Origin of the sequence: Burkholderia seminalis, from assembly GCF_001718535.1 — a bacterium.
Classification (GTDB): Bacteria; Pseudomonadota; Gammaproteobacteria; order Burkholderiales; family Burkholderiaceae; genus Burkholderia; species Burkholderia seminalis.
In genome coordinates, this window is record NZ_CP013400.1 from 501218 (window position 1) to 526732 (window position 25515).

Annotated in this window: 25 protein-coding genes and 2 pseudogenes; 12 read left to right on the forward strand and 15 right to left on the reverse strand. The window is 70.3% G+C overall.

What is annotated here, in order from left to right:
- The first annotated feature begins 61 nt into the window (after positions 1-61).
- On the forward strand, positions 62-961 hold the full coding sequence (locus WJ12_RS22950; RefSeq protein WP_069245831.1) for a LysR family transcriptional regulator: 900 nt from the start codon (positions 62-64) through the stop codon (positions 959-961).
- Here WJ12_RS22950 and WJ12_RS36055 read toward each other — a convergent pair.
- The 3 genes from WJ12_RS36055 to WJ12_RS22960 all read right to left on the reverse strand — a co-directional run bounded on the left by WJ12_RS36055 (position 895) and on the right by WJ12_RS22960 (position 3105).
- A complete protein-coding gene (locus tag WJ12_RS36055) occupies positions 895-1200 on the reverse strand; it encodes a hypothetical protein (protein WP_156444806.1) in 306 nt (101 codons plus the stop codon). The two genes, WJ12_RS22950 and WJ12_RS36055, sit on opposite strands and share 67 nt — an antisense overlap.
- A gap of 101 nt (positions 1201-1301) precedes the next feature.
- Positions 1302-2063, reverse strand: a complete 762-nt coding sequence (locus WJ12_RS22955) for an isocitrate lyase/PEP mutase family protein (protein WP_069245832.1) — start codon at positions 2061-2063, stop codon at positions 1302-1304.
- Positions 2050-3105 carry a saccharopine dehydrogenase NADP-binding domain-containing protein gene (locus WJ12_RS22960; RefSeq protein WP_069245833.1) on the reverse strand — a complete coding sequence of 352 codons (1056 nt, stop codon included), beginning with the start codon at positions 3103-3105 and terminating at the stop codon, positions 2050-2052. The genes WJ12_RS22955 and WJ12_RS22960 overlap by 14 nt, the downstream gene beginning before the upstream one ends.
- A 130-nt stretch (positions 3106-3235) precedes the next feature.
- Here WJ12_RS22960 and WJ12_RS22965 point away from each other — a divergent pair, with 130 nt between their 5' ends.
- Complete coding sequence (locus tag WJ12_RS22965; RefSeq protein WP_226103876.1) at positions 3236-3817, forward strand: TetR/AcrR family transcriptional regulator; 582 nt, start codon at positions 3236-3238, stop codon at positions 3815-3817.
- Positions 3818-3847: 30 nt separating this feature from the next.
- On the opposite strand, the gene WJ12_RS22970 is transcribed toward WJ12_RS22965, so the two are convergent.
- Complete coding sequence (locus WJ12_RS22970; RefSeq protein ID WP_034188356.1) at positions 3848-4315, reverse strand: MarR family winged helix-turn-helix transcriptional regulator; 468 nt, start codon at positions 4313-4315, stop codon at positions 3848-3850.
- An 81-nt stretch (positions 4316-4396) separates the two neighbouring features.
- Between WJ12_RS22970 and WJ12_RS22975 the strand changes: the two genes are divergently transcribed.
- Positions 4397-4765 (forward strand): YciI family protein, encoded by a 369-nt coding sequence (locus WJ12_RS22975; protein ID WP_069245834.1) that lies wholly within the window; start codon positions 4397-4399, stop codon positions 4763-4765.
- A gap of 89 nt (positions 4766-4854) precedes the next feature.
- Positions 4855-5472 carry a glutathione S-transferase family protein gene (locus WJ12_RS22980; RefSeq protein WP_034188354.1) on the forward strand — a complete coding sequence of 206 codons (618 nt, stop codon included), beginning with the start codon at positions 4855-4857 and terminating at the stop codon, positions 5470-5472.
- 36 nt (positions 5473-5508) lie between these two features.
- Here WJ12_RS22980 and WJ12_RS22985 read toward each other — a convergent pair whose 3' ends face one another.
- From WJ12_RS22985 to WJ12_RS35170, 5 genes and pseudogenes are all read right to left on the reverse strand, one after another.
- Positions 5509-6231 (reverse strand): HAD family hydrolase, encoded by a 723-nt coding sequence (locus tag WJ12_RS22985; RefSeq protein WP_069245835.1) that lies wholly within the window; start codon positions 6229-6231, stop codon positions 5509-5511.
- Positions 6232-6254: 23 nt separating this feature from the next.
- Entirely contained in the window at positions 6255-7226 is a 972-nt protein-coding gene (locus WJ12_RS22990) for an ornithine cyclodeaminase family protein (protein ID WP_069245836.1), read from the reverse strand.
- Positions 7227-7334: 108 nt separating this feature from the next.
- Positions 7335-8465: a DSD1 family PLP-dependent enzyme gene (locus tag WJ12_RS22995; RefSeq protein WP_069245837.1), complete on the reverse strand. Its 1131-nt coding sequence runs from the start codon at positions 8463-8465 to the stop codon at positions 7335-7337.
- Between the two features lie 111 nt (positions 8466-8576).
- Positions 8577-9503, reverse strand: a complete 927-nt coding sequence (locus WJ12_RS23000) for a LysR substrate-binding domain-containing protein (protein ID WP_069245838.1) — start codon at positions 9501-9503, stop codon at positions 8577-8579.
- A gap of 98 nt (positions 9504-9601) precedes the next feature.
- A pseudogene (locus tag WJ12_RS35170) lies at positions 9602-9862 on the reverse strand (NAD(P)/FAD-dependent oxidoreductase); the annotation flags it as partial.
- Positions 9863-9865: 3 nt separating this feature from the next.
- On the opposite strand from WJ12_RS35170, the pseudogene WJ12_RS23005 reads away from it, so the two are divergent.
- From WJ12_RS23005 to WJ12_RS23020, 4 genes and pseudogenes are all read left to right on the forward strand, one after another.
- A pseudogene (locus tag WJ12_RS23005) lies at positions 9866-10073 on the forward strand (transcriptional regulator); the annotation flags it as partial.
- 272 nt (positions 10074-10345) lie between these two features.
- Positions 10346-10930 (forward strand): DUF2760 domain-containing protein, encoded by a 585-nt coding sequence (locus tag WJ12_RS23010; protein ID WP_034188349.1) that lies wholly within the window; start codon positions 10346-10348, stop codon positions 10928-10930.
- Positions 10927-12768, forward strand: coding sequence for an Hsp70 family protein (locus tag WJ12_RS23015; RefSeq protein WP_059559680.1), 1842 nt, complete (start codon positions 10927-10929; stop codon positions 12766-12768). The genes WJ12_RS23010 and WJ12_RS23015 overlap by 4 nt, the downstream gene beginning before the upstream one ends.
- Before the next feature lie 5 nt (positions 12769-12773).
- Positions 12774-15518, forward strand: coding sequence for an Hsp70 family protein (locus WJ12_RS23020; protein ID WP_059559678.1), 2745 nt, complete (start codon positions 12774-12776; stop codon positions 15516-15518).
- Positions 15519-15603: 85 nt separating this feature from the next.
- On the opposite strand, the gene ctlX is transcribed toward WJ12_RS23020, so the two are convergent.
- Both ctlX and WJ12_RS23030 read right to left on the reverse strand, forming a co-directional pair.
- Positions 15604-16605: a citrulline utilization hydrolase CtlX gene (gene ctlX / locus WJ12_RS23025; RefSeq protein WP_059559675.1), complete on the reverse strand. Its 1002-nt coding sequence runs from the start codon at positions 16603-16605 to the stop codon at positions 15604-15606.
- A gap of 61 nt (positions 16606-16666) precedes the next feature.
- The gene (locus WJ12_RS23030) at positions 16667-17746 is read right to left on the reverse strand and encodes an ornithine cyclodeaminase (RefSeq protein ID WP_059559672.1); all 1080 of its coding nucleotides are present in this window, start codon (positions 17744-17746) and stop codon (positions 16667-16669) included.
- Positions 17747-18043: 297 nt separating this feature from the next.
- On the opposite strand from WJ12_RS23030, the gene WJ12_RS23035 reads away from it, so the two are divergent.
- The gene (locus WJ12_RS23035) at positions 18044-18475 is read left to right on the forward strand and encodes an Lrp/AsnC family transcriptional regulator (protein WP_049034261.1); all 432 of its coding nucleotides are present in this window, start codon (positions 18044-18046) and stop codon (positions 18473-18475) included.
- 35 nt (positions 18476-18510) lie between these two features.
- On the opposite strand, the gene WJ12_RS23040 is transcribed toward WJ12_RS23035, so the two are convergent.
- The 4 genes from WJ12_RS23040 to WJ12_RS23055 are packed head-to-tail and all read right to left on the reverse strand — an operon-like array spanning position 18511 to position 22108.
- A complete protein-coding gene (locus WJ12_RS23040; protein ID WP_059559670.1) occupies positions 18511-19101 on the reverse strand; it encodes a peroxidase-related enzyme in 591 nt (196 codons plus the stop codon).
- Positions 19098-19628 carry a CMD domain-containing protein gene (locus tag WJ12_RS23045; RefSeq protein WP_059559667.1) on the reverse strand — a complete coding sequence of 177 codons (531 nt, stop codon included), beginning with the start codon at positions 19626-19628 and terminating at the stop codon, positions 19098-19100. The genes WJ12_RS23040 and WJ12_RS23045 overlap by 4 nt, the downstream gene beginning before the upstream one ends.
- Before the next feature lie 45 nt (positions 19629-19673).
- Positions 19674-21098, reverse strand: a complete 1425-nt coding sequence (locus WJ12_RS23050) for an NAD(P)-binding domain-containing protein (protein WP_059559664.1) — start codon at positions 21096-21098, stop codon at positions 19674-19676.
- Positions 21095-22108 (reverse strand): LysR family transcriptional regulator, encoded by a 1014-nt coding sequence (locus WJ12_RS23055; RefSeq protein WP_059559662.1) that lies wholly within the window; start codon positions 22106-22108, stop codon positions 21095-21097. The genes WJ12_RS23050 and WJ12_RS23055 overlap by 4 nt, the downstream gene beginning before the upstream one ends.
- 60 nt (positions 22109-22168) lie before the next feature.
- Between WJ12_RS23055 and WJ12_RS36060 the strand changes: the two genes are divergently transcribed.
- Genes WJ12_RS36060 through WJ12_RS23065 form a run of 3 tightly spaced genes read left to right on the forward strand, consistent with a single transcriptional unit; the run spans position 22169 to position 25507 of the window.
- Positions 22169-22450, forward strand: a complete 282-nt coding sequence (locus WJ12_RS36060; protein ID WP_156444805.1) for a hypothetical protein — start codon at positions 22169-22171, stop codon at positions 22448-22450.
- 13 nt (positions 22451-22463) lie between these two features.
- Complete coding sequence (locus WJ12_RS23060) at positions 22464-23657, forward strand: ABC transporter substrate-binding protein (protein WP_034188339.1); 1194 nt, start codon at positions 22464-22466, stop codon at positions 23655-23657.
- A gap of 38 nt (positions 23658-23695) precedes the next feature.
- Positions 23696-25507, forward strand: a complete 1812-nt coding sequence (locus WJ12_RS23065) for an ABC transporter permease (protein WP_049034267.1) — start codon at positions 23696-23698, stop codon at positions 25505-25507.
- Positions 25508-25515 lie beyond the last annotated feature (8 nt).

A 25515-nucleotide genomic window follows, 5' to 3' on the forward strand; every position in this document is an offset into this window, starting at 1 on the left:
GGACGAGCCGTCTGCGCGATAAGCCGTCATAATCCGTACGGGCTGTACGAAAAGGCGAACAATGCAAACCGATCTGGGCGATCTGAACGCGTTCATGGCCGTGGCACGCGCCGGCGGATTCCGCGACGCCGCACGCATGACGGGCCTCAGCGCATCGGGGCTGAGCGAGGCCGTGCGCCGGCTGGAAGCGCGGCTCGGCGTGCGGCTGCTGCATCGCACGACGCGCAGCGTCGTGCCCACCGAAGCCGGCGAGCGCCTGCTCGCGCGCCTCGGGCCCGCGCTGACCGAAGTGGCGGCGGCGCTGGACGATATCGACGAATTCCGCGACCGACCGGCCGGCACGCTGAAGCTCAACGTGCCGGTCAGCGCATCGCGGCTCGTGTTGCCCGCGATCGTGCCGCGCTTTCTCGACGCGTACCCGGATATCCGGCTGGAAGTGATCGCCGACGAGAGTTTCGTCGACGTGCTGGCGGCCGGCTGCGACGCGGGCATCCGCTACGACGAACGGCTCGAGCAGGACATGATCGCGGTGCCGATCGGGCCGCGCGTCCAGCGGTTCGCGACCGCGGCGGCGCCCGGTTATCTCGACCGGCACGGCCGGCCGCGGCATCCGCGCGACCTGCTCGACCACAAGTGCCTGCGCGGGCGCTTCGCGAGCGGCGCGATGCTGCCGTGGGAGTTCGAGCGCGACGGCGAAGTCGTGCGGGTCGAGCCGGCCGCCGGGCCGCTGCTGGTCCAGATCGGCGGCGCGTCGGAGCTGCTGGTCGATGCGGCGCTCGCCGGTACGGGCATCCTGCATCTGTTCGAAGAGTGGGTGCGCCCGCATTTCGACAGCGGCGCGCTCGAACGGGTGCTCGAACCGTGGTGGCGGCCGTTCCCGGGGCCCTTCCTGTACTACCCGGGGCGGCGGCTCGTGCCGCCGGCACTGCGCGCGTTCATCGATTTCATCAAGGCATCCTGAGCATTGCCCGGCGCATCCGCGCGTGCGTCGAGCAACTGCCTGGCTGCGTCGTCGATCGCGGGGCCGACCGATTCACGATGCAAGCGTCGCAGCAGGCTGCGCGACACGACGCCCCGGTCGGCGACGAACGGCTGCATGCCGAGCCGAGCGAACCTCGGATGCGGCAGGTTGCGTGGCCCTTCGCGTGGAGCCATGTCGATGCCACAGCCGAAACAGCCCGGTGCCGCATCGTTGGTCATCGGCACGTCCCGGTGGCGGCCCATCACGATCGCCCGAATGGCTGCGCGGCACCCGAAGCGTAGGCGGTGCGCACGGCGTGCGCGACCGTCCCGCGCATCCGCTAGCGGCTTTCCTTGATCATCGACGCGAGCGTCTTCATGGCCTGCAGGTACGGATACGGCCCGTGGCTGATGCGCGCCACGCCGTAGTCGGCGAGTTCCGCGAGCGTCGGCGTTTCCGACACGCGCATCACGTTCACGGGCAGCGGCGATGCGGCCGTCAGCGCGCGGATGAGCGCCGGCGAGCGAAGACCCGGCACGAACAGGCCGTCGGCACCGGCCGCCGCGTAGGCACGAGCGCGCGCCAGCGTTGCGTCGAGCAGGCGTTCGTCGTGCGCCTCGGCCGCGGCCGTGAAGAACACGTCGGTGCGCGCGTTGATGAAGTAATCCGCGCTCGCGCGATCGGCCGCCTGCCGTGCCGCCGCGAGACGGGCTGCCGCTTCGTCGACGTCGCGCAGTGCGCCCGTCGCGGGAATACTGTCTTCGAGATTGCAGCCGATCGCGCCGGCCTGGATGCTCAGCGTGATCGTGTCGCCGACATCCTCCGGCCGCTCGCCGTACCCGCTTTCGAGATCGACGGTGACGGGCAGGCTCGTCGCGCGCGTGATCCGTTCGAGCACCTCCATCATCAGCGCGCGTGGCATCTGCTCGCCGTCGGTGAAGCCGTTCGCCGCCGCGACCGACCAGCTGCCGGTCGCCAGCGCGACGGCGCCCGCGTCGGCCGCCGTGCGCGCGCTGCCGGCATCCCACACGTTGAACAGCGCCAGCGGCTGGCCCGCGCGGTGTAGCGACCGGAACGTCGCGCCTTTCTCATTGCTGCCCATGCTTGCTCCTCCTGGTGAAAACCGGATCGGTCGTCATGCCGAACGATACTGCCACGGTATCGAGCGCCGCGAGGAAATCGCGCGCGTCGAACAGTTCGCCGAGGCTGCGCACGCCGCCTGACACCCGCGTCTTGCCGGTGACCAGGCGCACGGCCGCCTCGACGATGATCGGCGCGCTGACCGCGTAGATGTCGCGGCCCGACGCGATCGCGCGATGCGTCGTGCCGCCCTGCGCGACGATCGCGTCCATCGCGAATTGCTGGGCCGAGCGGCCCAGTGCGTCGGCCGGCGCGGGCGGCGGCGTGGCGGCATCGCGCACGTCGCGCAGCGCACGCGTCGCAAGCCAGGAATCGATCGTATCGATACGCAGATGACGCGCCAGTGTCATGACTTCCGAAAACGGCAGCAGCGTCACGTCGACAGTACCGATCGGCGGCGGAAACGGCCACACGCGCTCGCGTGCGGCCGATGGCACCGGCGTCGGCTTTCCGCCTTGCTGCACGAGCCTCACCGCGCGATTGCGTTCGCCCGTCACGCGCGTGCCGCGCGTCGGGTGCCAGCGGTCGAGCCCGGTCGCGATGTCGACGCGGTCGATCGGCCGATCGCGGTCGGCGACCGCCGTGACGAGCAGGTCGGCCAGGCCGCCGTAGAACGCGGCGGCCGGCACGACGGTCAGGTTCGCGGCCCGCGCGCGGGCGTCGACGTGTTCGGTCAGCGCCAGCACCGACGGCTGTTCGGCCGTCAGGTCGAGATAGGGGATGCCGGCGCGCAGCGCCGCATCGGCCAGCGGCAGCGCGGTATCGAGGTAGGGGCCCGCGCAGTTGATCAGGGCATCCGCGCCGCGCAACGCGGCGTCGAGCGCGGCCGCATCGTCGATCGCGGCGACGCGCGCCGGCGCCGCATCGGCGCCGTCTTCGGCAAGCCGCGCGGCGTCGCGGCCGACGCGGAGCGCGCGAAGGCCGCGCCGGGCCAGCTCGGCCACCACGAACCGCCCGGTGTGACCGGCGGCGCCATAGACTGCAACCGTCATTCGATCGTCCATGACCCAATCCGATACAGAACGGTCTGTTTTATAGTACAGACCTGTAGCGTCGTCAAGATCGCGGTGCTATGATCGGAGCCCCTGTTGCGGTAACGGCGGCCAGGACGGCCGGGCTTCGATGAAAAAGGACATGGATGCACACGGGAGCGTGCCCGATACGCGCGAACGCATTCTGCAGACGGCCAGCGCGCTGTTCTACCGGGAAGGCACGCGCGCGGTCGGCGTGGACCTGATCGTCGCGCAGGCGGGCGTCGCGAAGACGAGCCTGTATCGTCATTTCGCGACGAAGGACGACCTGATCGAGGCGTTCCTGTTGCGCGAGGACGCCGATTTCTGGGCGCATTGGGATGCGGTGGCGCAGCGCTACAAGCGCACGCCGCGCGAAGAGCTGGACGCGCAGCTTCAATGGCTGGGCGAGCGCATCGAGCGGCCCGGCTATCGCGGCTGCCCGCAGATCAACATCGCCGCGGAATACGCGGACGACAGTCATCCGGCCCGCAAGGTCGCGGTCGCGCACAAGCAGGAACTGCGGCGCCGGTTGACGGAGCTGGCGGGCGCGCTGCGGGTCGACGACCCGGAAACCTTCGCGCTGCGGCTCGCGACGGTCATCGACGGCGCGCTGAGCAGCGGTCGGGCGCTGCACGCGTACGGGGCCGCGCGGTTCCTGCAGGAATTCGCGCAACTGCTGTTGCCGAAGAAGGGCAGGAAGTAAGCGCGCCCGCCACCGGGTTCGCGCGCCGGTTCAGCCGGGTGTCGACGGATCGACCGACAGCATGCGCAACTGGCCGCGCAACCGATCGACGTCGCCCGGCGCGAAAGGCTGCTCGATCTCGGCATGCGTTTGCTGCCACAACGGGAACGCTTCGGCCAGCAGGTCGCGGCCGGCCGGCGTCAGTTCGAGCAGGCGGCTGCGGCGGTCGTCCGGATCCTGCGCGATCGTGACGAGGCCGCGCCGCTCGAGCGGCTTGAGCGCGGCCGTGAGCGTGGTGCGGTCCATCGCGAGCAGCGACGCGACCGATTTCATCGGGGCCGGTTGCGGCCGGTTCAGCGACATCAGCAGCGAAAACTGGCCGTTGGTGAGATCGAGCGGGCGCAGCACATCGTCGAAGATGCGCGCGAGATTGCGCGCCGCGCGCTGCATGTGCAGGCACAGGCAGCAATCGCGCACCATCAGCGTCGTTTCGAACGGAAGGGTTTCTTTTCGTGCCATGTTGCAATTATGTTGATATCAACCTATTGTGTCAAGGTCAAGGGGCGGCAGCCCGCCGCGTCCGTCATCGGAGGAGCAGGCATGAGTGCGCAACAGCAGTTGTATCTCGCCGTATTTCTCGGAACGAAGGATAGCCCGGCCATGAAGGCGTGGGTGGCGCTGTCGGAGGCGGAGCGGCGCACGCGCGAGCGGGACGGCATTGCCGCATGGCATGCGTGGGTCGACCGGCATCGCGATGCGATCGTCGAGATGGGCGGGCCGCTCGGCAAGACCAAGACCATCGACGCGAACGGCATCAAGGACACCGCCAACGCGCTGAGCGGGTTTACCGTCGTGCGCGCGGCGTCGCACGACGCGGCGGCCGCGATGTTCGAGGGCCATCCGCATTTCACGCTGTTCCCGGGCGTGTCGGTCGACGTGATGCCCGTGCTGGCGATTCCCGGTGCGTGAGCGACCCGTCCTGCCGGGCGCCGCGTGTCGTGTCGATGCGCGGTGGCCGGCCTGCGGACATATCCCGACGTTCTGGATGGAGACTGGCGATGAAGCTTTACGGATTTGCCGGCACGCGCTCGCAGCGTGCGCTATGGGGGCTGAAGGAACTCGATGCGGATTTCGAATTCGTGTCGGTCAATCTGCTCCAGGGCGAGCACAAGCGACCCGACTTCCTGCGCCTCAACCCGGCCGGCAAGGTGCCCGTGCTGGTGGACGGCGACCTCGTGATTCCCGAGTCGGCCGCGATCGTGCTGTATCTCGCGGACAAGTATCCGGAAAAAGGGCTGCTGCCGGCCGATCCGGCGCTGCGCGCGGAGGCCTACCGGTGGGTCATGTTCGCGGTGACGGAGCTCGAGCAGCCGCTGTGGCGGATCACGCGGCATTCGTTCCTCTATCCGCCGGAGAAGCGCTCGCCGGCTGATATCGCGCTGGCGCGCGAGGATTTCACGACGATGGCCGCGCTCCTCGACAAGCATCTCGAGGGGCGCGAATTCATCGTCGGCGATGCGCTGACGGTGGCCGATTGCGTGACGGTCTACCTGATCGACTGGGCGAGCGAATGCCGACTGATCGAACCGTTCCCGCAGTTGCGCGCGTATCTCGACCGGCTGTACGCACGGCCGAAGGCGCCGCAGCGGATCGCGGACGCACGCAAGGCCGCATGACGCCACGAGGCGGGCATGCGCCGCGCCCGGTGGCGGTCACGACCCGTCGTCGGGGCCGCCGAGCGCGCGGCACAGCATCGACAGGTCGCGCAGCATGAGGTGCGGCGTCGCGGCCTGCCGCGGCGTGTGGCCTCCTTCCGGACGAGGATCGCGCACGACCCAGGCGGCCTGAAGCCCCGCGTTCAGTGCGCCGACGACGTCGAGGTGGAAATCGTCGCCGACATGCAGCAGTTCGGCCGGACGCACGTCGAGTGCGTCCGCCGCCGCGTGGAAGATCTCGGGTTCCGGCTTCGCGAAGCCGAATGCCCGCGCGCTGAGCGTCGTGCGGAAGAATTCGCCGCCGCCGGTCAGCCGGAGATCCGCGTTGCCGTTGGTCACGGCAATCAACGGAAAGCGCGCACTCAGCCACGTCAGCGCGGGCCACGCGTCGTCGTAGAATTCGACGCGGTTCCGGGCGGCATAGAACACGTCGTACGCGGCGTCGGTCAGCGCGACGTCTTCGTTCGCGCGCGCCAGCGCCAGCCGGATCGAGCCGATTCGCATCGCGCGAAAGTCGCCGGCGAGGTCCGGGCGCAGCCGTTCGTATTCCTCACGGAGTTCGCTCAATGCCTGTTGCGTGGGCAGCACGCTCGCCGTATTGGGCGCGTGTTCGATCAGCCACGCGCGCAGCATCGCCTCGGCTCGGACGACCGACGGCCCGAACGGCCACAGGGTGTCGTCGAGATCGAACGAGAGGGCGGACACTTTGGCGAGACGCATGGCGGTCGAGCGATGAGGGTGGCTTACCACGGCCACGGAACGGAGGTTCCGGCGCCGTTGTCGATGGCGTGCCGATACAGGAAGCGCGCGACGGTCAGATCCTGAAGCGCGAGCCCCGTCATGTCGAACACGGTGATGTCGTGCGCGGCACGGTCGACCGACGCCGCACCGGCGAGGATGTCACCGATTTCGGTGCGCGGCAAATCGGGCGCCCACTGGCACTCGCCGATGCCGCGCGCCTGATCGTGATCGTCGACGAAAATGCGCGCGCGTTCCAGCACGCCGGCCGGGAGTTCGCGCTTGCCCGCGGTATCGGTGCCCACGCAGGTCAGATGGGTGCCCGGTTGCACCGCCTCCGCGTCGAACAATGCGCCGCCGCCGGGCGTGGCCGTGATCACCACGTCGCTGTCGGCTACCGCGTCGTTCCGCTCGCGCGCGACGCCGATCGTGCAGCGCGTCAGGAAGGCCGATTCGAACGCCGGGTCCGGCTCGCCGCCGACGTTCACGTACCGCACCGTGCACCGTTGCGGCAGCAGCCTGAGTGCATAGTCGAGCTGCACGCGCGCCTGCACGCCCGTGCCGAACACGCAGATCCGCGTGCTGTCGCGGCGGGCCAGCTGTTGCAGCCCGAGGCCGCCGGCGGCGCCGGTTCGCGCGGTGGTGATCGCGTTGCCGTCCAGGATGCACAGCGGGCGGCCCGTGGCCGGATCGAACAGCGCGACGGTGGCCTGATGCGGCTCGCCGCCGGCGCGCCGGTTGCCGGGCCAGAACCCGGCCGCCTTGAAACCGAGCAGGTCCTGGCCCGCGACGTCGCCCGACTTGATGCCGAACACGCCGCCGGTATGCAGCTTCTCGCGCACCACCGGAAACACGCGCCCGGCCCGCTGGCTGTGCAGCACGAAGGCTTCGCGGACCGCCGCCATCACCTGCTCGGCCCGAAGGGCGGGTTCGACGGCGTCGCGGTCGAGAAGAAGGAGTCGGGCGTCTGTCGGCATGTCGGGTACGCCTTTGCGGCGTAGCGTGAGGCGGAAAGTTTTAAAGTTTGTCCAGATTTGGATAAATAGTCAATGCGTGTGCCAAGCGGCGCGGATGACGGGGCTCGCCTACCACCCGTAGAAGCGCGGCCAGGTCTGCGCGAGGCCGTCGGCGTCGACGGCCTGGTATTCCGGGTGTTGCGCGCCGGTGGCGCACGCGTGATTCGGCAGGATGCGCAGGCGCGTGCCGATCGGAAACCGCTGCGCGATGCCCGTGTCCGGCGCACCCGTGCACGACACGATCCCGTGCTCCTGGTTGGCCGCGCTCATCACGTAGTCGCCGAGCACGTCGCCGCCTTCGGTGCAGACCAGCCCGTAGCCGAAGTCGCGCGCCTGGCGCTGCGTGCCGCGGTCGCGGCTCATCGCCATCCAGCCCGCATCGACGATCGCCCAGCCTTTCTCTTCCTGATGGCCGATCACGGTGGTCAGCACCGACAGCGCTATGTCCGACAGGTCGCACACGCCGATGTTGTGCATCACGAGATCGAACATCGCGTACACGCCCGCGCGCACCTCGGTCACGCCGTCGAGGCGTTGCGCGGACAGCGCGGTGGGCGTCGAGCCGATGCTCACGACCGGGCAGGGCAGCCCGGCCGCTGTCAGGCGTTCCGCGGCCCGCACGGTGCGGCTGCGCTCCTGTTCGGCGATCGCGACCAGCGCGTCGTGCGTGTCGCATTCGTAGCTGGAGCCCGCATGGGCCAGCACGCCGCCGAGCAGCATGCCGCCGTCGACCAGTGCGCGGCCGACGTCGATCAGCAGGTCGGCGTCGGGCAGGATGCCCGAGCGGTGGCCGTCGACGTCGACCTCGATCCATACCTCGAAGCGCTCGTCGTGCGCGCGCCCGAATTCGGCGATGGCGAGGGCCGCCGGCAGGCTGTCGGCGACGATCTTCAGGTCGCAGCCTTGCCGGCGCAGCGCAAGCGCGTGGCCGAGCTTGGCGGGCACCATGCCGACCGCGTAGACGATGTCGCGGATGCCGCCCGCGAAGAACTGTTCGGCTTCCTTGAGCGTCGACACCGTGATGCCCTGCGCGCCGGCCGCGATCTGCGCGTCGACGACGGGCCGGCACTTGGTGGTCTTGACGTGCGGCCGGAACGTGACGCCGAGTGAGTCCAGATGCGCCTGCATGCGCGCGATGTTGCGATGCATGCGGCCGACATCGATCAATGCGGCCGGGGTGTTGAGGGTGTGAAGGTCCACGAGGCGTTCGATGGCGAAGTTGTCGACGCGGACACAGTAGGGCAGTTGGCGCGCATCGTGTTTAACGCCGCGCTAATCCGCCATTAAGCGCGATTTAATCTGTCGAATCGCTCAGGCCTGGCCACGCCACGGCGGCGGATCGAGAAACCGCCGCGCGGCTTCGAGAAAGACCCGTTGTCGCGCGGAGCGGCCGGTACGGGACGGCAGCAGTGCCGTTACCGGCGCGGGCGGCAGGCGCCAGTCCGGCAACAACCGAACGAGCTTGCCGCTCGCCAGCAACGGCGCGACATCCCACTCGGAGCGTTCGACGATGCCGAGCCCGGCCAATGCCCATTCGGTGATGACGGTGCCGTCGTTCGACGACAGCGCGCCGGTCACGCGAATGACGACAGACCGCCGCGACTCGCCGTTGACGTCGCCGCCGGGCGAGAAGCGCCAGCGCGGGATGTCCTCGTCGTTCTCGCGCAGACACAGGCAGTCGTGGCGCGCGAGGTCGGACGGATGATTCAGGTCCTTGATGCGGCGTGCGTAGCCCGGGCTCGCGCACAGGAAGCGCTCGTTGGGCGCGAGCGGATAACCGACCCACGAAGAAGACTTGAGGCTGCCGACGTGGACGACCACGTCCGCCCCGGATGCGCTGGTCAACGGGCTGTCCGACAGGTGCAGCGAGATTTCGAGCTTCGGATGCGCACGCTGCACGTCGCGCACGATCCGCGCGACGTACTTGCGCCCGAAGCCGAGCGGGGCGACGACGCGCAGCGTGCCCTGCACGTCGCCGTGATCGCCCGCGATGCTGGCCGGCAACGCCTCCATGCGTTCGAGTATGCCGACGGCTTCCTGATACAGCCGCTGCCCTTCGTCGGTCAGCGCGATCCCTTTCGGCTGCCGCACGGCGAGCCGCGCGTTCAGGCGCGTTTCCATCCGCTGCAGGCGAATCGTCACGGCGGGCGGCGTGAGATCGAGCAGGCGCGCGGCGGCGGCCAATGAACGCGACGCGCCGATCGCGCGGACGAGTCGCAGGTCGTCGAGGTCGAGCATTTATTTCATGGCTCTCGATGCGGTAAGTGCCTGACATTAAACCGCACATCGTGCGACGAAGCCATCGACGGCGATGCGACCTGCCGCGCGAGGCTCCGTTACGCGCCGAGCCCGAAGATCAGCGACCGGTGTACGCCCACGCCGGCCGCCACGCCCGATGCCGATGCGAACATCGCGTTGGTGATTAGGCTCGATGCGTCGCCGGCCGCATACACGCCGGCGACGCTCGTCCGCTTCCACGCGTCGACGCGAATCGCGTGGCCCCGCGGCCCTTCGTCGAACGCGCGGCCGAGCTGCTGCGCAAGGTCGCTCGCCATCCCGGTGCGCGCGCCGGCGAACAGTGCGTCGATCGGCACGACCGTCGCGCGGCCGGCTTGCCGCCGCTGTTTTCCGACCGGGTACCCGAGGACGCGCCCGAATGCCCGGGTCGAGCAGGCCGTCGACGCGCGTCTGGCGGCCGCGCTGAAGGACACCGAAGCATCGCTGCCGGCGCGCTTCGGCGAGGTCACGCTCGGCATGCTGTCGCGCGATTTCGAAGCGAAGGCGGCCCGGTTGCGCCAGCCGCGCTGACGCGCCGCAGCATCGCAACCGCTCACGCGTGACGGGTGATCGGGCGCGATTCCGCACGGCCGAACACGCGGCCGAAACCGCCGCGCCGCGATGTTCTGTCCCCCAACTTCTGCCCGGTTCGCCCGCCACAGGGCAAAATACGGGTTTTCCGCACCCGCGAGGGCGCGACCGAATCACGCGCCGGGCGGCGGCAGTGCGTCATCCGCACGCCGTCGCCGGGCGCCCAGGCAAGATCGCTCGCCATGGCGCGAGCCCACAGGAGTCCAGACCCCATGCCCGAATCCAACCTGTCCTTCTTCGGCCGGCTGTCGCTGGCCGTCGGCACGTTCTTCTCCGTGCTCGGCAACCGCGAGTTCGCCGCCGGCGTGCTGCGCGTGCGCGATGGCGCCCCGGCACCGGTCGCCCCGGCCCCGGCTGCCGCGCCCGTTGCACCTGCGCCCGCACCCGTGAAGGCGCCGGCGCCCGAGCTGCGCGAAGCGAGCCCGCAGGCCGCGCTGCAACTGCTCGGCCTGCTGCAGCGCGATGCACGCTTCATCGACTTCGTCGAGGAAGACATCGCCGGCTACGCGGACGCCGACATCGGCGCGGCCGCGCGCCTCGTGCACGACGGCTGCCGCGCCGCGCTGCGCGAACACTTCACGATCGTGCCGGTGCGCGACGAAGCCGAAGGCAGCCGCGTGACGCTGCCGGCCGGCTTCGACGCGACGGCCGTGCGCGTGACGGGCAACGTGGTCGGCGCCGCGCCGTTCACGGGCACCGTCAGCCATCGCGGCTGGCGGGTGGCCGACGTGCGCCTGCCGAAGCTGACGGGCAGCCACGACGCCTCGGTGGTCGCACCGGCGGAGGTGGAACTGTGAGCGATCCGCGCTATTCGATCGGTATCGACCTCGGGACGACCCACTGCGCGCTGTCGTATGTCGACAGCAGCGCCAGCGACGGCGAAAACATCACGCAGCAGGTGCTTCCGATCGCGCAGCTGACCGCGCCCGGCGCGCTGGAATCGCGCGACCTGCTGCCGTCGTTCCTCTACCTGCCGCATGAAAGCGAGCTGACGCAGGGCGACCTGACGCTGCCGTGGACGGCCTCGCGCGGCTTCGCGGTCGGCGAGATGGCGCGCACGCGCGGCGCCGGCACGCCGATCCGCCTCGTGTCGAGCGCGAAGAGCTGGCTGTGCCATCCGGGCGTCGACCGCCGCGCGGCGATCCTGCCGAGCGACGCGCCGCCGGAAGTGGCGCGCGTGTCGCCGCTGGAAAGCTCGATCCGCTACCTGACGCACCTGCGCGAGGCGTGGGACCACGCGCATCCCGACGCGCCGTTCGCCGACCAGGACGTGACGGTCACGATTCCCGCGTCGTTCGACCCGGCCGCGCGCGAACTGACGGCCGAGGCCGCCCGTGCCGCCGGCTATTCGCGGATGACGCTGCTCGAGGAGCCGCAGGCCGCGCTGTACAGCTGGATCCAGAAGAGCCAGGGCGGCTGGCGCAAGCAGGTGCAGGTCGGCGACCTGATCCTGTGCGTCGACGTCGGCGGCGGCACGACCGACCTGTCGCTGATCGCGGTGGTCGAGCGCGACGGCAATCTCGAACTGCACCGCGTGGCGGTCGGCGAGCACATCCTGCTCGGCGGCGACAACATGGACCTCGCGCTCGCGCACGTGGTCGCGCGCAAGCTCGCGCAGCAGGGCACGCAGGCCGATCCGTGGCAACTGCGCGCGCTGACGTACGCGTGCCGTTCGGCAAAGGAAACGCTGCTGTCCGACCCGACGACCGACGCGGTGCCGCTCGTCGTGCCGAGCCGCGGCTCGAAGCTGATCGGCGGTTCGATCCGCACCGAGCTCACGCGCGCCGAACTGACGCAGACGATCCTCGAAGGCTTCTTCCCGCAGGTCGATGCGGGCGCGCGCCCGGTGAGCCGCGCGCGGGTCGGCCTGACGCAGCTCGGCCTGCCGTATGCGCAGGACGCAGGCATCACGCGTCATCTCGCGGCGTTCCTCGGCCGCCAGGTCGCGGCGCTCGATTCGCTCGAAGGCGTGCAGCGCACGCTGCCGCAAGGCGCGACGTTCCTGCATCCGACCGCCGTGCTGTTCAACGGCGGCGTGTTCAAGTCGACGCTGCTCACGCAGCGCGTGCTCGATACGCTCAACAGCTGGCTCGCGGCCGAAGGCGCGCCGCCCGCCCGCCTGCTCGAAGGCGCGGATCTCGATCTCGCGGTCGCGCGCGGCGCGGCGTACTACGGCTACGTGAAGCGCGGCCGCGGCGTGCGCATTCGCGGCGGTACGGCGCGCGCGTACTACGTCGCGATCGAATCGGCGATGCCTGCCGTGCCGGGGCTCGAACCGCCGGTACAGGCGCTGTGCGTCGCGCCGTTCGGGATGGAAGAGGGCTCGGACGCGGCGCTGCCGCCGCAGGAGTTCGGCCTCGTCGTCGGCGAACCGGTGCAGTTCCGTTTCTTCGGTTCGTCGGTGCGCCGCCAGGACCAGGTCGGCACGCTGCTCGACTACTGGTCGCCGGAGGAGCTGCAGGAGCTGGAGGAAATCCAGGCGACGCTGCCCGCCGAAGGCCGCGCGGTCGGCGAAGTCGTGCCGGTGAAGCTGCACGCGCGCGTGACCGAGGCCGGCACGCTCGAACTCGAGGCGATCCCGAGCGGCACGAACGAGCGCTGGAAGGTCGAGTTCGACGTGCGCGGCGCCGCCTGAGCGCGATGAAGCGTTATACGGTCGGCATCGACCTCGGCACGAGCAATACGGTCGTCGCGTACGTCGAGGCCGGTTCCGACGCGATCCGCGTGTTCGACGTCGAGCAACTGGTCGGCCCCGGCGCGGTGGCCGCGCAGCCGCTGTTGCCGTCGGTGCGCTATCACCCGGCCGCGGGCGAGCTGCCGCCGGATGCGCTGCGGCTGCCGTGGGCGGCCGATGCGCAAGCGAACGCCGCCGGTGCGCCGCCGGCCGTGATCGGCCGCTACGCGCGCACGCTCGGCGCGCAGGTGCCGGGCCGGCTCGTGTCGAGCGCGAAGAGCTGGCTGTCGCATGCGGCGGTCGACCGGCTCGCGCCGATCCTGCCGTGGGGCGCGGCCGACGGCGTCGACAAGGTGTCGCCGGTCGACGCGAGCGCGAGCTACCTCGCGCACGTGCGCGACGCATGGGACACGCGTTTTCCCGGTGCGCCGCTCGCGAAGCAGGACGTGATCCTGACGGTGCCCGCGTCGTTCGACGACGGCGCGCGCGCATTGACGGTCGAGGCCGCGCGGCGCGCGAAGCTGCCCGCGCTGCGGCTGCTGGAAGAGCCGCAAGCCGCGTTCTACGACTGGCTGTACGGCCAGCGCGACACGCTGCGCGATACGTTCGCCGCGGCGCGGCGCGTGCTGATCTGCGACGTCGGCGGCGGCACGACCGATCTCACGCTCGTCGATGTCGCGCCGGGCGGCGACGGCGAGCCGGCCTTCACGCGCGTCGGCGTCGGCAATCACCTGATGCTCGGCGGCGACAACATGGACCTCGCGCTCGCGCGCCTGGTCGAGACGCGGCTGACCGAGCCCGGCACGCGGCTGTCGGCCGCGAGCCTGTCGCAGCTCGTCGAGCGCTGCCGCGCGGCGAAGGAGCGGCTGCTCGGCGACGACGCGCCGGCGTCCGTCACCGTCACGCTGCTCGGCGCGGGCAGCCGGCTCGTCGGCGGCGCGCGCTCGGCCGAGCTGACGCGCGACGAAGTCGAACGGATCGTCGTCGACGGGTTCTTTCCGCAGGTCGAAGCGGGCGAGCTGCCCCGCCGGGCACGCGCCGCGATCGTCGAATTCGGCCTGCCCTATGCGAGCGACGCGGCCGTCACGCGCCACGTCGCGGCGTTCCTGACGCGTCATGCGGAAGGCCCGCTGCCCGACACGCTGCTGCTCAACGGCGGCGTGTTCCGCGCGGGCGCACTCGCCGACCGTCTCGCGCGGACGCTCGGCGCGTGGCGCGGCGCGCCGCTCGACGTGCTGCACAACGCGCATCCGGACGTGGCCGTCGCCCGCGGCGCGGTCGCGTACGGGCTCGCCCGCGCCGGGCATGCGCCGCGCATCGGCGGCGGGTCCGCGCGCAGCTATTTCCTCGTGCTCGACGACGGCGCGGCCGATGCCGCCGCGCGCGGCGTCTGCCTGCTGCCGCGCGGCACGGAAGAGGGCCGCGAGATCCGGCTCGACGAGCGCACGTTCGCGCTGCAGCTCGGGCAACCGGTGCGTTTCCACCTCGTGTCGACGGTGGCCGAAACGCGGTACCAGCCCGGCGATCTCGTCGATCTCGACGGCGGCGATTTCGTGCGGCTGCCACCGATCGCGACGGTCGTCGATGCGAAGGCGGGCAGCGACGCCCGCGAAACGCCGGTGAAGCTCACGGCGTCGCTGACCGAGGTCGGCACGCTCGAAATGCATTGCATCGCGACCGACGACGCAACACGCCGCTGGAAGCTCGAATTCCAGCTGCGCGGCGATGCGCAGGTGCATGGCGACGATGCGGGGCCCGCGCGGCATCCGCGTGCCGACCAGGCGATCGAGCTGATCGAGCGCTCGTTCGGCAGCAAGGCCGCCGGCGTTGCGCCGAAGGACACGCGCCGGTTGCGCGCACAACTCGAACAGGTGCTCGGCGCGCGCGAGGCGTGGGACGTGGCGCTCGCGCGCGAGCTGTTCGACGCGTTGCTCGCGCGCGCCCGCCGCCGCCGCCGCTCGGCCGATCACGAGCGCGCGTGGCTGAACCTGGCCGGTTACTGCCTGCGCCCGGGCTTCGGGCATCCGCTCGATGCGTGGCGCATCGAGCAGCTGTGGCCGCTGTTCGACGACGGGATTCAGTACGTGACCGACGCTCAGGTGTGGTCCGAGTGGTGGACGCTGTGGCGGCGCGTGGCCGGCGGCCTCGACGACGATGCGCAGACGCAGGTGCGCGACGCGATCGCGTTCCTCGAACCGTCCGACGACAAGCGCCGCAAGCTGCCGTTCGATCCGGCCAAGGTCGGCCCGGCCGACATGACGCGACTGTCCGCCTCGCTCGAACGGCTGCCCGTCGAGCGCAAGGTCGAGCTGGCCGAACGCCTGATCGCGCAGTTGCAGAAGCCGGCCGAGCGCGCGTTATGCGCGTGGGCGCTCGGGCGTATCGGCGCGCGTCGGCCGTTCTATGGCAGCGCGCACGGTGTCGTGCCGGCGGAAGTGGCCACGGGCTGGCTCGATGCGCTGTTCGCGCTCGACTGGAAACAGGTCGAGCCGGCCGCGTTCGCGGCGGCGCAGATTGCGCGGATGACGGCCGATCGTTCGCGCGATTTGCCGGACGAGACGCGCGAGGCCGTCATCAAGCGCCTGTCGGCCGCGAACGCGTCGGCGGCCTGGATCGACATGGTGCGTGAAGCGATCGCGTTCGACGAAGCCGACACGGTGCGGGTGTTCGGCGAGACGCTGCCGGCCGGGTTGAAGCTGTTGGCGGGGTGATCGAAGTCGCGGATGCTTCGGCCTCGTTCGCAGGCCGAAGCATCCGATGGCGCCAGCCGCGGCGCGACGTCGAAGTCCGTGCCGTTCAGGCGTGCGATACCGCGTCGCGCGGCAGTTGCGCCGCTTCGAATGCCGACGCATCGTATGCCGCCGAACGCCGCGCGAGATGAATCCCCGCGAGCATGCAGCGCACCGACCCGCCGGCCAGTTCGATCGTCGGCACGTCGAGCGGCAGCAGCCGCGCGGAGCGTTCGATGACCGTGCGCTGCGCGTGCGTGAGGCAATCGAACGCGCGCCGCGACAGCGCGAGCACGCGTCCCGCCTTTCCTGACAACTCCAGCGTATTGCCCGCGAAATTCGCGATCTGCGACGGATCGAGCGCGATCACCGCGCGCCCCGTTTCGGTCAGGCGCTGCGCGATTTCGCCGCGGCGCCGGCTGTCGGCGATCAGGTCGAGGCCGACCATCGCGAACTCGGTCGCGACGCTCATCATCACGTTCGTGTGATAGATCGGCCGCCCGTCGGCGTCGGCCGTATCGAAGCAGATCGGCTCGAAATTGAAGTGCGTGCAGAAGCGTTCGAGCGCGACCGGATCGGCGCGGCGCGAGCGCGCGGTGTAGGCGATCCGCGCGACGTGGTCGAGCACCATCGCGCCGGTGCCTTCGAGGAACACGTCGTCGTATTCGAGGCCCGAGTAGTCGATCACGTCCTGCACGCGATACTCGGCCTTCAGCATCTCGATCACGTCCGCGCGCCGCTCGCGGCGGCGGTTCGGGCTATACATCGGATACAGCGCGACATGGCCGCCCGGATGCGTCGAGAACCAGTTGTTCGGGAATACGGAGTCGGGCGTGCCGCGCTCGCCATGGTCGTCGAACACGTGCACGCGCACGCCCGCATCGGCGAGCGCCTGCGCGGCGGCCGTGACTTCGTCGCGCGCGGCGGCGGATACCGACGCCGTGTCGCGCGCGCCGGTGCCGGCCGTGCGCTGGAACGCGTTGTCGGCCGCGGTCTGCGGGTTCGGCAGGAAACGGTGCGGCCGGATCATCACGACGGCGGCCGGCGCCTGGATCGATACGAGATTCATGGGCGGGGACGGTGCGAAAGGCAGGAGACCGGGGGGCGCACGGGCCGCCCGCAAACGACAATCAGCGCGCGAACGCGGCGACGGCTTCGGTCGCGAACGCCGCGTGACCCTGCGCGATCGCGGCCGGATCGTCGATCAGCGCGAACAGGTTCTTCGGGTCGACGGCCGGCGGAATCAGCGCGATCTCGACGCCCGCGTTGTGCTGCCGCGCGAGCGCGTACAGGTAGCGCAGCGCCGAATAATCCTCGAGCGCGAAGCCGACCGAGTCGAACACCGTGACTTCGTCCGCGCGTTCGCGGCCGGTCGTCTCGCGCTGCAGCACGCGCCACAGCTCGGTGACGGGGAAGTCGGCCGGCATCTGCTGGATCTCGCCCTCGATGCGCGACTGCGGCTCGAACTCGACGAATACGCGGCCGGCGTGCAGCACGCCCGCGTCGAGTTCGGTCTTGCCGGGGCAATCGCCGCCCACGGCGTTCAGGTGCATGCCGGGCTCGATCATGTCGGCCGTGACGATCGTCGCATACGCCTTGTCGGCGGTGACGGTCGTCACGATGTCGGCGCCGCGCACGGCGTCGGCGGTCGACGCGGCGCGCACGACGCGCAGATCCGGATACGCGGCGAGGTTCCGCACGAGCTTGTCGGTCGCGCGCGGATCGACGTCGAACACGCGGATCTCGTCGATGCCGAGCAGCGTGTGGAACGCGATTGCCTGGAACTCGCTCTGCGCGCCGTTGCCGATCAGCGCCATCGTGCGCGCATCGGGCCGCGCGAGCACTTGCGCGGCGAGCACCGACGTGGCGGCCGTGCGCAGCGCGGTGGTGAGCGTGAGTTCGGCCAGCAGCAGCGGGTAACCGGTATCGACTTCGGCGAGCGCGCCGAACGCCATCACGGTGTGCATGCCGCGCGCCGCGTTGACGGGGTGGCCGTTCACGTATTTGAACGCGAACAGCGACGCGTTCGCGACGGGCATCAGCTCGATCACGCCGTCGCGCGAATGGCAGGCGACACGCGGCGACTTGTCGAAATCGGCCCAGTGCAGGTAGTCGGCGCGCAGCGTGTCGACGAGTTCGCGCAGGAACGTCGTCACGCCGGTCGTGGCGATCAGGCGGGCAGTGGCGGGAACGTCGAGGAAGCGGGTCATCGGTCTGTCTCCAAATTCAGTGCCGGTACGGGTGTCCTGGCGTTCTGGTCGACCGGGCGCGGCTTCGGCGGGCCTCGTGCTGCCTGAAAAGCGGCGGCGCGGCGGGGGCGCTCCGGTCGATGGAGTCATTATTTCCGCGAGTCGAGCCAACAAAAAGACGGCAAAAGTGGCAGATTTCTCGATAGACTTGGCAAATTGCCAGCCTGTTCCGGCAGTTTGTCCAGTCTGCATGGGCCGGAATGCGCGGCCCCCGGCACGCTGGCGGCTGTCTCACATGCCCAACAGGAAGCCCCGTTCATGATCACGCTCGACGACGTCGACCGGCAGCTCATCGCATTGCTGCGCGACAACGCGCGATTGCCGGTCGTCGCGCTCGCGAGGGCGCTGCGCGTCGCGCGCGCGACCGTGCAGAACCGGCTGACGCGGCTGGAGAAAAACGGCGTGATCGTCGGCTATACGGTGCGGCTCAAGCCGGCGGCGGAGCGCCACCGGATTCGCGCGCTGATGTCGATCGCGGTGCAGGGCAACCGCGGCGCGGAGGTGGTGAAGGTGCTGCGCGGGCATCCGAACGTCGCGTCGATCCACAGCACGAACGGGCGCTGGGATCTCGTCGCCGAACTGCATGCCGATTCGCTCGAGCACTTCGATCGCGTGCTCGGCGCGATCCGGCTGATCGACGGGATCGCGAATACCGAGACGAGCATCCTGCTGTCGACGCACAAGGCGTGACGCGGGCGGGGCCACGTCACGGTCCTGCCATGCAGTCAGGCGCCGGCCGCCGGTTCCGGAAACACCGGCTCGCCCAGCGTCAGCATCAACCGGTTCGCCCACGCGAAGATCGCGATGGCGTGCGACAGGTCGAGAATTTCCTCATGCGTCAGCCCTTCGGCTTCGAGCGCGGCGACGGCGCTTTCGTCGATCGCGTCGGGCCGTTCGGTCAACGCGATCGCATAGCGGATGATCGCGCGTTCGCGCGCCGTCGTGCCGGCCGTCGCCGGATCGTCGAAGACCTGCTCGATCGCATCGGTTCGTTTCGCGAGCTGCGCGAAGCGCTGCGCATGCACCGACGCGCAATAGACGCAGCCGTTCACGCGCGACACGGCCGTGCTGGCCAGCTCGCGCTCGGCGCGCGACAGCCCGCCGGGGCCGTACATGATCGCGTTGAACACGCCCGAGCGTTGCCGCAGGATCTCGGGCAGATGCACGAGCAGCAGGTAATAATCGGACGTCTTCGCCTGCGGGTGGCTCGCTTCGAGCACCGCAAGCTGATCGGGCGTTACGGCATCGAGCGATACCGTGTCGAGCCACGCGCGCCAGCCGAGCGTGTCGGACGTGAAGCCGTGGGGCGTCGTCATGCCGCCTCCCTGGTCGTATGTGCCTGAATGGCCTGCGCGGCAACGGCGACGCGCAGCTGATACGCGACGAACGCGACAAGTTGCGACAGCGCGACGATCCCGGGTGTCGTGAGGCCAGCCGACTTCAGCGCGTCGAGATCGGCGGCGCGTGCGTCGACGGGGGCGAGCGTCACGCGCTTCGCATGCGCGAGGATCGCGCCGAGGCGTCGAGGCAGCGCGTCGAACGCGTCGGCATCCGCGTGTTCGATGTCGCCGGCCGTGCCGCCTGCGTCGAGCAGCCGGGCGCGATAGGTGTCGGCCAGCGCGTGTGCGTTCGACTGGCGCGCGACATACCGTGCGGCATGCAGCCGCTCGACCAGCGAGAGATCGGGCAACGCGGGATCGAACAGCGCGGCTTCGCTCCGCTGCGTGTGCAGCAGCACCTTGTCGCGTGCGCGGCGCAGCGCGGCGACGGCATCGCCGTCGCGCAGGCCGGCCACCGCGTCGATCGTATCCGGCACGGCGGCCGGCGTGATGGAATCAGTCATCGTTTCGGTTTTCCCTTGTTCGTCGGTGTGATCGATCGCGCGCGGTCACGCATCGGCGTCGCGCCATTCGTCGCCTAGCAGTTCGGCATTCGCATACGCGACGAGCGCGTCGTAGTGGCGGTCGCGATCGGCGTCGAACAACCGGCTCGCGATCCCGCGCGCCAGCCGCTTCGCGCCCGCGCTGATGGCCGGAATGTCGCCGGACAGCTTGCCGTGGCTCAGGCTCGCCGCGTGGTTGAAGCAATGAATCCGCGTGATGGCCGGGCACGCCCCGCGCTCGCGCTCCTGGAACGCGAACGCGGGGCCGAGATCGGGCGACTCGGCAAGCTCGTCGAGCCACAGATCCGGTTCCGGTCGATAACGATCCTTCCAGCGGCGCACGTGCGCGCCGAACGACGCGTATTCGTCGCGCGTCGTCCAGTCCGAATGAAAGCCCGTCGCGAAGATCAGGAAGTCGACCGGGTAGCGCCCGCGCGGCGTCGTGACGTCGAGGCCGTCCGGGCGGTCGGCCAGTGTCTCGATCGGGCTGCCCGCATGGAAATGCGCGCGTGCGTGGAGCGAGACGCGCAGCACGCTGTCGCGCGGCGGCGGCGTCTGCGACGTCAGCGCGTAGTGCATGAAGCGCCACTTCGTCGCGTCGTCGAGATCGGCGTAGCCGTGCACGAGCCCCGGGCTGCCGATGCCGGTCAGCTTGTTGATGCGCGGGATGTCCGCGCGGCGGAAGAACAGGTCGACGCGTGCGGCGCCGGCTTCGAGCGCGGTGCCCGCGTTGTCGAACGCGGACGCGCCCGCGCCGACCACGCCGACACGCTTGCCCGCGAGCGCGGCGAAGTCGATCGGTTCGGACGAGTGAGCCCAGCGCGAGCGCGGTGCGCGTTGCGCGACCGGCGGCACGTACGGACCGCCGAGCCCGTCACGGCCGGTGGCGAGCACGACGTGCCGTGCGAGCAGCGTCCGCGCTTCGCCGTTGCCGCGCACGTCGAGCGCGAGCAGCCCGTCGTCGCGCGGGCGCAGCGCGACGAGCGTCGTGTCGTTGCGCACCTGCAGGTCGAGCACGCGCCGGTACCAGCGCAGGTAGTCCATCCATTGCGTGCGCGGAATCTTGTAGAGCGCGTCCCATGCGTCGCGGCCGTGCTGCGCTTCGAACCAGGCGCGGAACGTCAGCGCGGGCAGGCCGAGCGCGGGGCCCGCGAGCTGCTTCGGCGAGCGCAGCGTTTCCATCCGCGCGAACGTGATCCACGGCCCTTCGTAGCCGGCCGGCGCGCGGTCGATCACGCACTGGTTGTCGATGCCGAGCAGGCGCAGTTCGGCGGATGCCGCGAGCCCCGCCATGCCGCCGCCGACGATCGCGACGTCGAGCACGCGCGCGCCGTCGGCTTCTTGTGGCGGCACCCACGACGGCGCGGGCAGGTCGAGCCAGCGCAGGTCCTGCGCGAGCCGGGCCTCGAGGGCGTCGAGCGGGGACGTCATGCGGCCTCCGGGCGCGTGCGGCGCGCACGTGCGGTGCGGGGCGCACGCGATGCCCGCTCGCTGCGCAGCCGGTCGCCGCGCAGCAGCGCGTCATGCGCGGCGGCGTCGTGAAAGATCACGTCGCCGAGCAGCGTGCGCGTCGTGCGGTGCAGCGCGTCGAGCAACGCATCGACGGCCGCCGTGCGCGGCTTGCCGGCCGGCGTCGCGACGCCGAAGGCGAACGGAATGTCGACGTCGAGCGGACGCGCGACGACGCCGTCCACCGGCAGTGCGACACCGGTGGCCGGATCGACGATGCCGATTCCGATGCCCGCGCGCGCGGCCATCACCGCATTCAGCGACGCATTGGTTTCGACGAACACACGCGCGTCGACGCGTGCGGCGGCGAATGCCGCGTCGATTCGCTGGCGCAGCCGGTGCCGGTTCGCGACCGTCACGATGCGGCGGCGCGCGAGGTCGCGCAGCGCGATGCGCGGCTTCGCCGCGAGCGGATCGCCGGCGGGCAGCACGGCGACGCAAGGCGTCTGCGCGATCCAGTGCACGTCGAGCCCGGCATGCGCCATCGGCAGCGTGACGACGCCGACGTCGGCCGTGCCGGCCAGCACTTCGTGCACGACATGCTCGGCTGACTCGCTGCGCAACTGGTAATGCGGCGCGTGCACGTCGTCGGGCAGCGCGGCCAGCGCGGCCGGCACGAGCGTGGCCGCGAGAGACGGTGTCGCCGCGATGCGTACCGGTTCGGCCGTTGCGTCGCCGAGCGCGCGAGCACGCGCCTCGATCGCGCGCAGGCCGACCAGCGAGCGCTCGACTTCCTCGTACAGCAGGAAGGCGCGCCGCGTCGGCGTGACGCGCGGGCCGTGCCGGTCGAACAGCGCGTAGCCGAGATCGGCTTCGAGCTCCTGGATCTGCCGCGTGACGGCCGGCTGCGAGCGGCCGAGCAGTTCGCCCGCGCCGGTCACGCTGCCGGCCGACATGACCGCGGAAAAGGCTTCGAGTTGATGCAACTCCATGACGCGTTCCGATGATGCGATTTGCGCATTGTAGGAGTGCGAGCATGCGTGATTCATATAATGATTTTTGCTATCGACAGCGCGAAAACTGCGAAGCGTGCCATCGTGTCGACGGCGGGGGGCGCACGCAAACACCTCGATTGCGATCGTCGCCATGAAGAAAACGCCCATCGAATCAACGCGCTGCGGTGCGTGCCGATGCATCGTGCGAAGCGGGGCGAACGGACGACCGCTCGCGAGCGCGATCCGCTTCGCGCCGCGCGCGATATCGATATGCGGAAAACTTCGTTGGATCGTCCCGACCCGGATGGTTACATGCCCTCACTCTTTTCGACTGACTGAAGCTGGGGGACGCATGAAGGTTTCGGGGAACGACGCACGCGGCGCATGGCGGCGCGTGCTGGGCACGGTGGCGGCGCTCGCTGCCGCATGGGGCTTGTCGACGGGCGGGGCGCTCGCGGCCGGCGTGTCGGGCGAGCCGGTGGTGATCGGCGTGAGCGGGCCGCTCACGGGCCAGGACGCGCAATACGGCGAACAGTGGAAGCGCGGCTTCGATCTCGCGCTCGACGAGATCAACGGCAGCGGCGGCATTCACGGCCGGCCGCTCGCGATCGACTTCCAGGACAGCCGCAGCGATCCGCGCCAGGCCGTCGCGATCGCGCAGAAGTTCGTCGCCGATCCGCGCATCGCGATCGAGCTGGGCGACTTCTCGAGCGCGACGTCGATGGCCGCGTCGCCGATCTATCAGCGCGGGCAACTGGTGCAGTTCGGCTTCACGAACTCGCATCCGGATTTCACGAAGGGCGGCGACTACCTGTGGAGCACCGCGCTGAGCCAGGCCGAGGAGCAGCCGCTGCTCGCGCGTTATGCGGTGAAGGAACTCGGCTTCAAGCGGATCGCGGTGCTGTACCTGAACACCGACTGGGGCCGCACCAGCAAGGACATCTTCGCGAAGGCGGTCGCCGGGCTCGGCGCGCAGGTCGTCGCGGCCGAAGGCTACCAGCCGGCGGAAAAGGACTTCCGCTCGACGCTCGTGCGGATCGGCGCGTCGAACCCCGATTCGATCGTGCTGATTTCCTACTACGCGGACGGCGCGCAGATCGTGCGGCAGGCGCGCACGTCGGGCGTCGCGCTGCCGATCGCGGCGGTCGGCTCCGTGTATTCGCCGAAGTTCCTCGAACTGGGCGGCACGGCCGTCGAAGGCGTCTATACGGAATCGAACTTCTTCCCGGCCGAGCCGCGCCCCGAGGTGCAGGCGTTCGTACAGCGCTATCGCGCCAAATTCCACGCCGATCCCGATTCGTTCGTCGCGCGTGCCTACGACGCGTTGATCCTGTCGGCCGAGGTGCTGCGCCGCTACGGCACGACGCGCCAGGCCGCGCACGACGGCTTCGCGAAGGTCAGCGACGTGCCGAGCGTGATCTTCGGCAAGGTGCGCTTCGATCCGCAGACGCGCCGCGTGGCCGGCGCGCGCACCGTGTACCTGGTCGTGAAGCAGGGGCAGTGGGCGCTGTGGGACGGCGCGAAACCGCAGCTCGCCGCGCGCTGATTCCGCATGAACCGCATGCAAGTGACGGACGCATCGTGATGGCTTCCTGGCTCGACTACACGCTCAACGGTCTCATCGTCGGCAACATCTACGCGCTGCTCGCGGTCGGGCTCGCGCTGATCTTCGGCGTGTCGCACCTGATCAACTTCGCGCACGGCTCGGTCTACATGGTCGGCGCGTTCATCGGCTGGCTGTGCCTGACGCGCTTCGGCCTGCCGCTGCCGGTCGCGCTGGCGGCGGTCGTCGTCGGCTGCGGCGCGCTGGGTATCGCGATCGAGCGGATCGGGCTGCGGCCGCTGCGCCACGCGGCGCGCATCGCGCCGCTGCTCGCGACGATCGGCATCAGCTTCATCCTCGACCAGCTCGCGCAGCTTGCGTTCGGCGCGGACCCGCGTGCGGTGCCGACGCCGCTGCCCGACTGGCATGTGCGGATCGCCGGCGCGACGCTCGGCTCGCTCGACCTGCTGATCGCGGGTATCGGCATCGCGGCGGCCGCGCTGCTGTACGGCTTCCTGCGTTTCACGCGGCTCGGCTGGGCCGTGCGCGCGACCGCGCAGGATCGCGACGCGGCGCTGCAGATGGGCGTCGACGTCGACCGCGTGAACCAGACCGTGTTCGCGATCGCGTGCGCGCTCGGCGGCGTGAGCGGGCTCCTGGTCGGCATGTACTACAACAGCATCGATCCGGCGATGGGCTTCCAGGCGACGCTGAAGGGCGTCGTCGCGCTGCTGATCGGCGGGCTCGGCAACGTGCCGGGCGCGATCGCCGGCAGCCTGCTGCTCGGTCTCGTCGAAAGCTACGGCGTCGCGCTGTTCGGCACGAGCTATCGCGACCTGTTCGCGTTCGGGCTGCTGATCGTGTTCCTCGTGTGGCGGCCGAACGGCCTGTTCAGCGCCAACCGCGCGCTGCCGCCCGAGCCGATGACGGGCACCTTCCTCGCGGCCGCGAAGGCCGTGCGCGTGCCGCGCCCGGTGCTCGTCGCGCTGATCGTGCTGGCGGCCGTGCTGCCGTGGCTCGGCGCGTCGCCGTACGTGCTGCAGACGCTGACCAATGCATGGCTGTACGGATTGCTCGCGCTGAGCCTCACGCTCGTCGCGGGCACGGTCGGGCAGATCTCGCTCGGCCACGCGGCGCTGCTCGTGATCGGCGCGTATGCGTCGGCGTTGTTGTCGTCGGATCTCGGCTGGTCGCCGGCCGTGACGATTCCGTGCGCGGGCGTCATCACGGCCGTGCTCGGCACGCTGCTCGTCTATCCGGCATTCCGGCTGCGCGGGCACTACGTGTCGATCGCGACGCTCGGCATCGGCGAAGTGGTGAGCCTCGTGATCCTGAACTGGGACGGCCTGACGCGCGGCCCGCTCGGCATCACCGGCATCGCGCCGCTGCCGTGGGCGGGCACCGCGCGCGCCGCGTACTGGTTCACGTTCGCGGTGCTCGTCGCGTTCGCGCTCGTGCAGGTGCGGCTGCTGCGCTCGCATCTGGGCCGCACGCTGCGCGCGGTGCGCGAGGACGACGTCGCCGCGCGCGCGCACGGCATCGCGCCGAACCGCTACAAGGCGATCGCGTTCGCCGTCGGCGGCGTCGCGGCCGGCGTGAGCGGCGGCATTGCCGCGCACCTGTACAGCTACATCAATCACCAGACCTTCGATTCGCAGGTGTCGATCCTCGCGCTGACGATGGTGATCCTCGGCGGGCTCGGCAACGTGCTCGGCGGCATCGCGGGCGCGATCGCGCTGATCGGGCTGCCCGAGCTGTTCCGCTGGGCGGCCGACTACCGGATGCTGATCTACGGCCTCGTGCTGCTGCTGCTCGTCCGGTTCCGGCCGCAGGGCCTGCTCGGTACGGTGTGAGGAGAGGA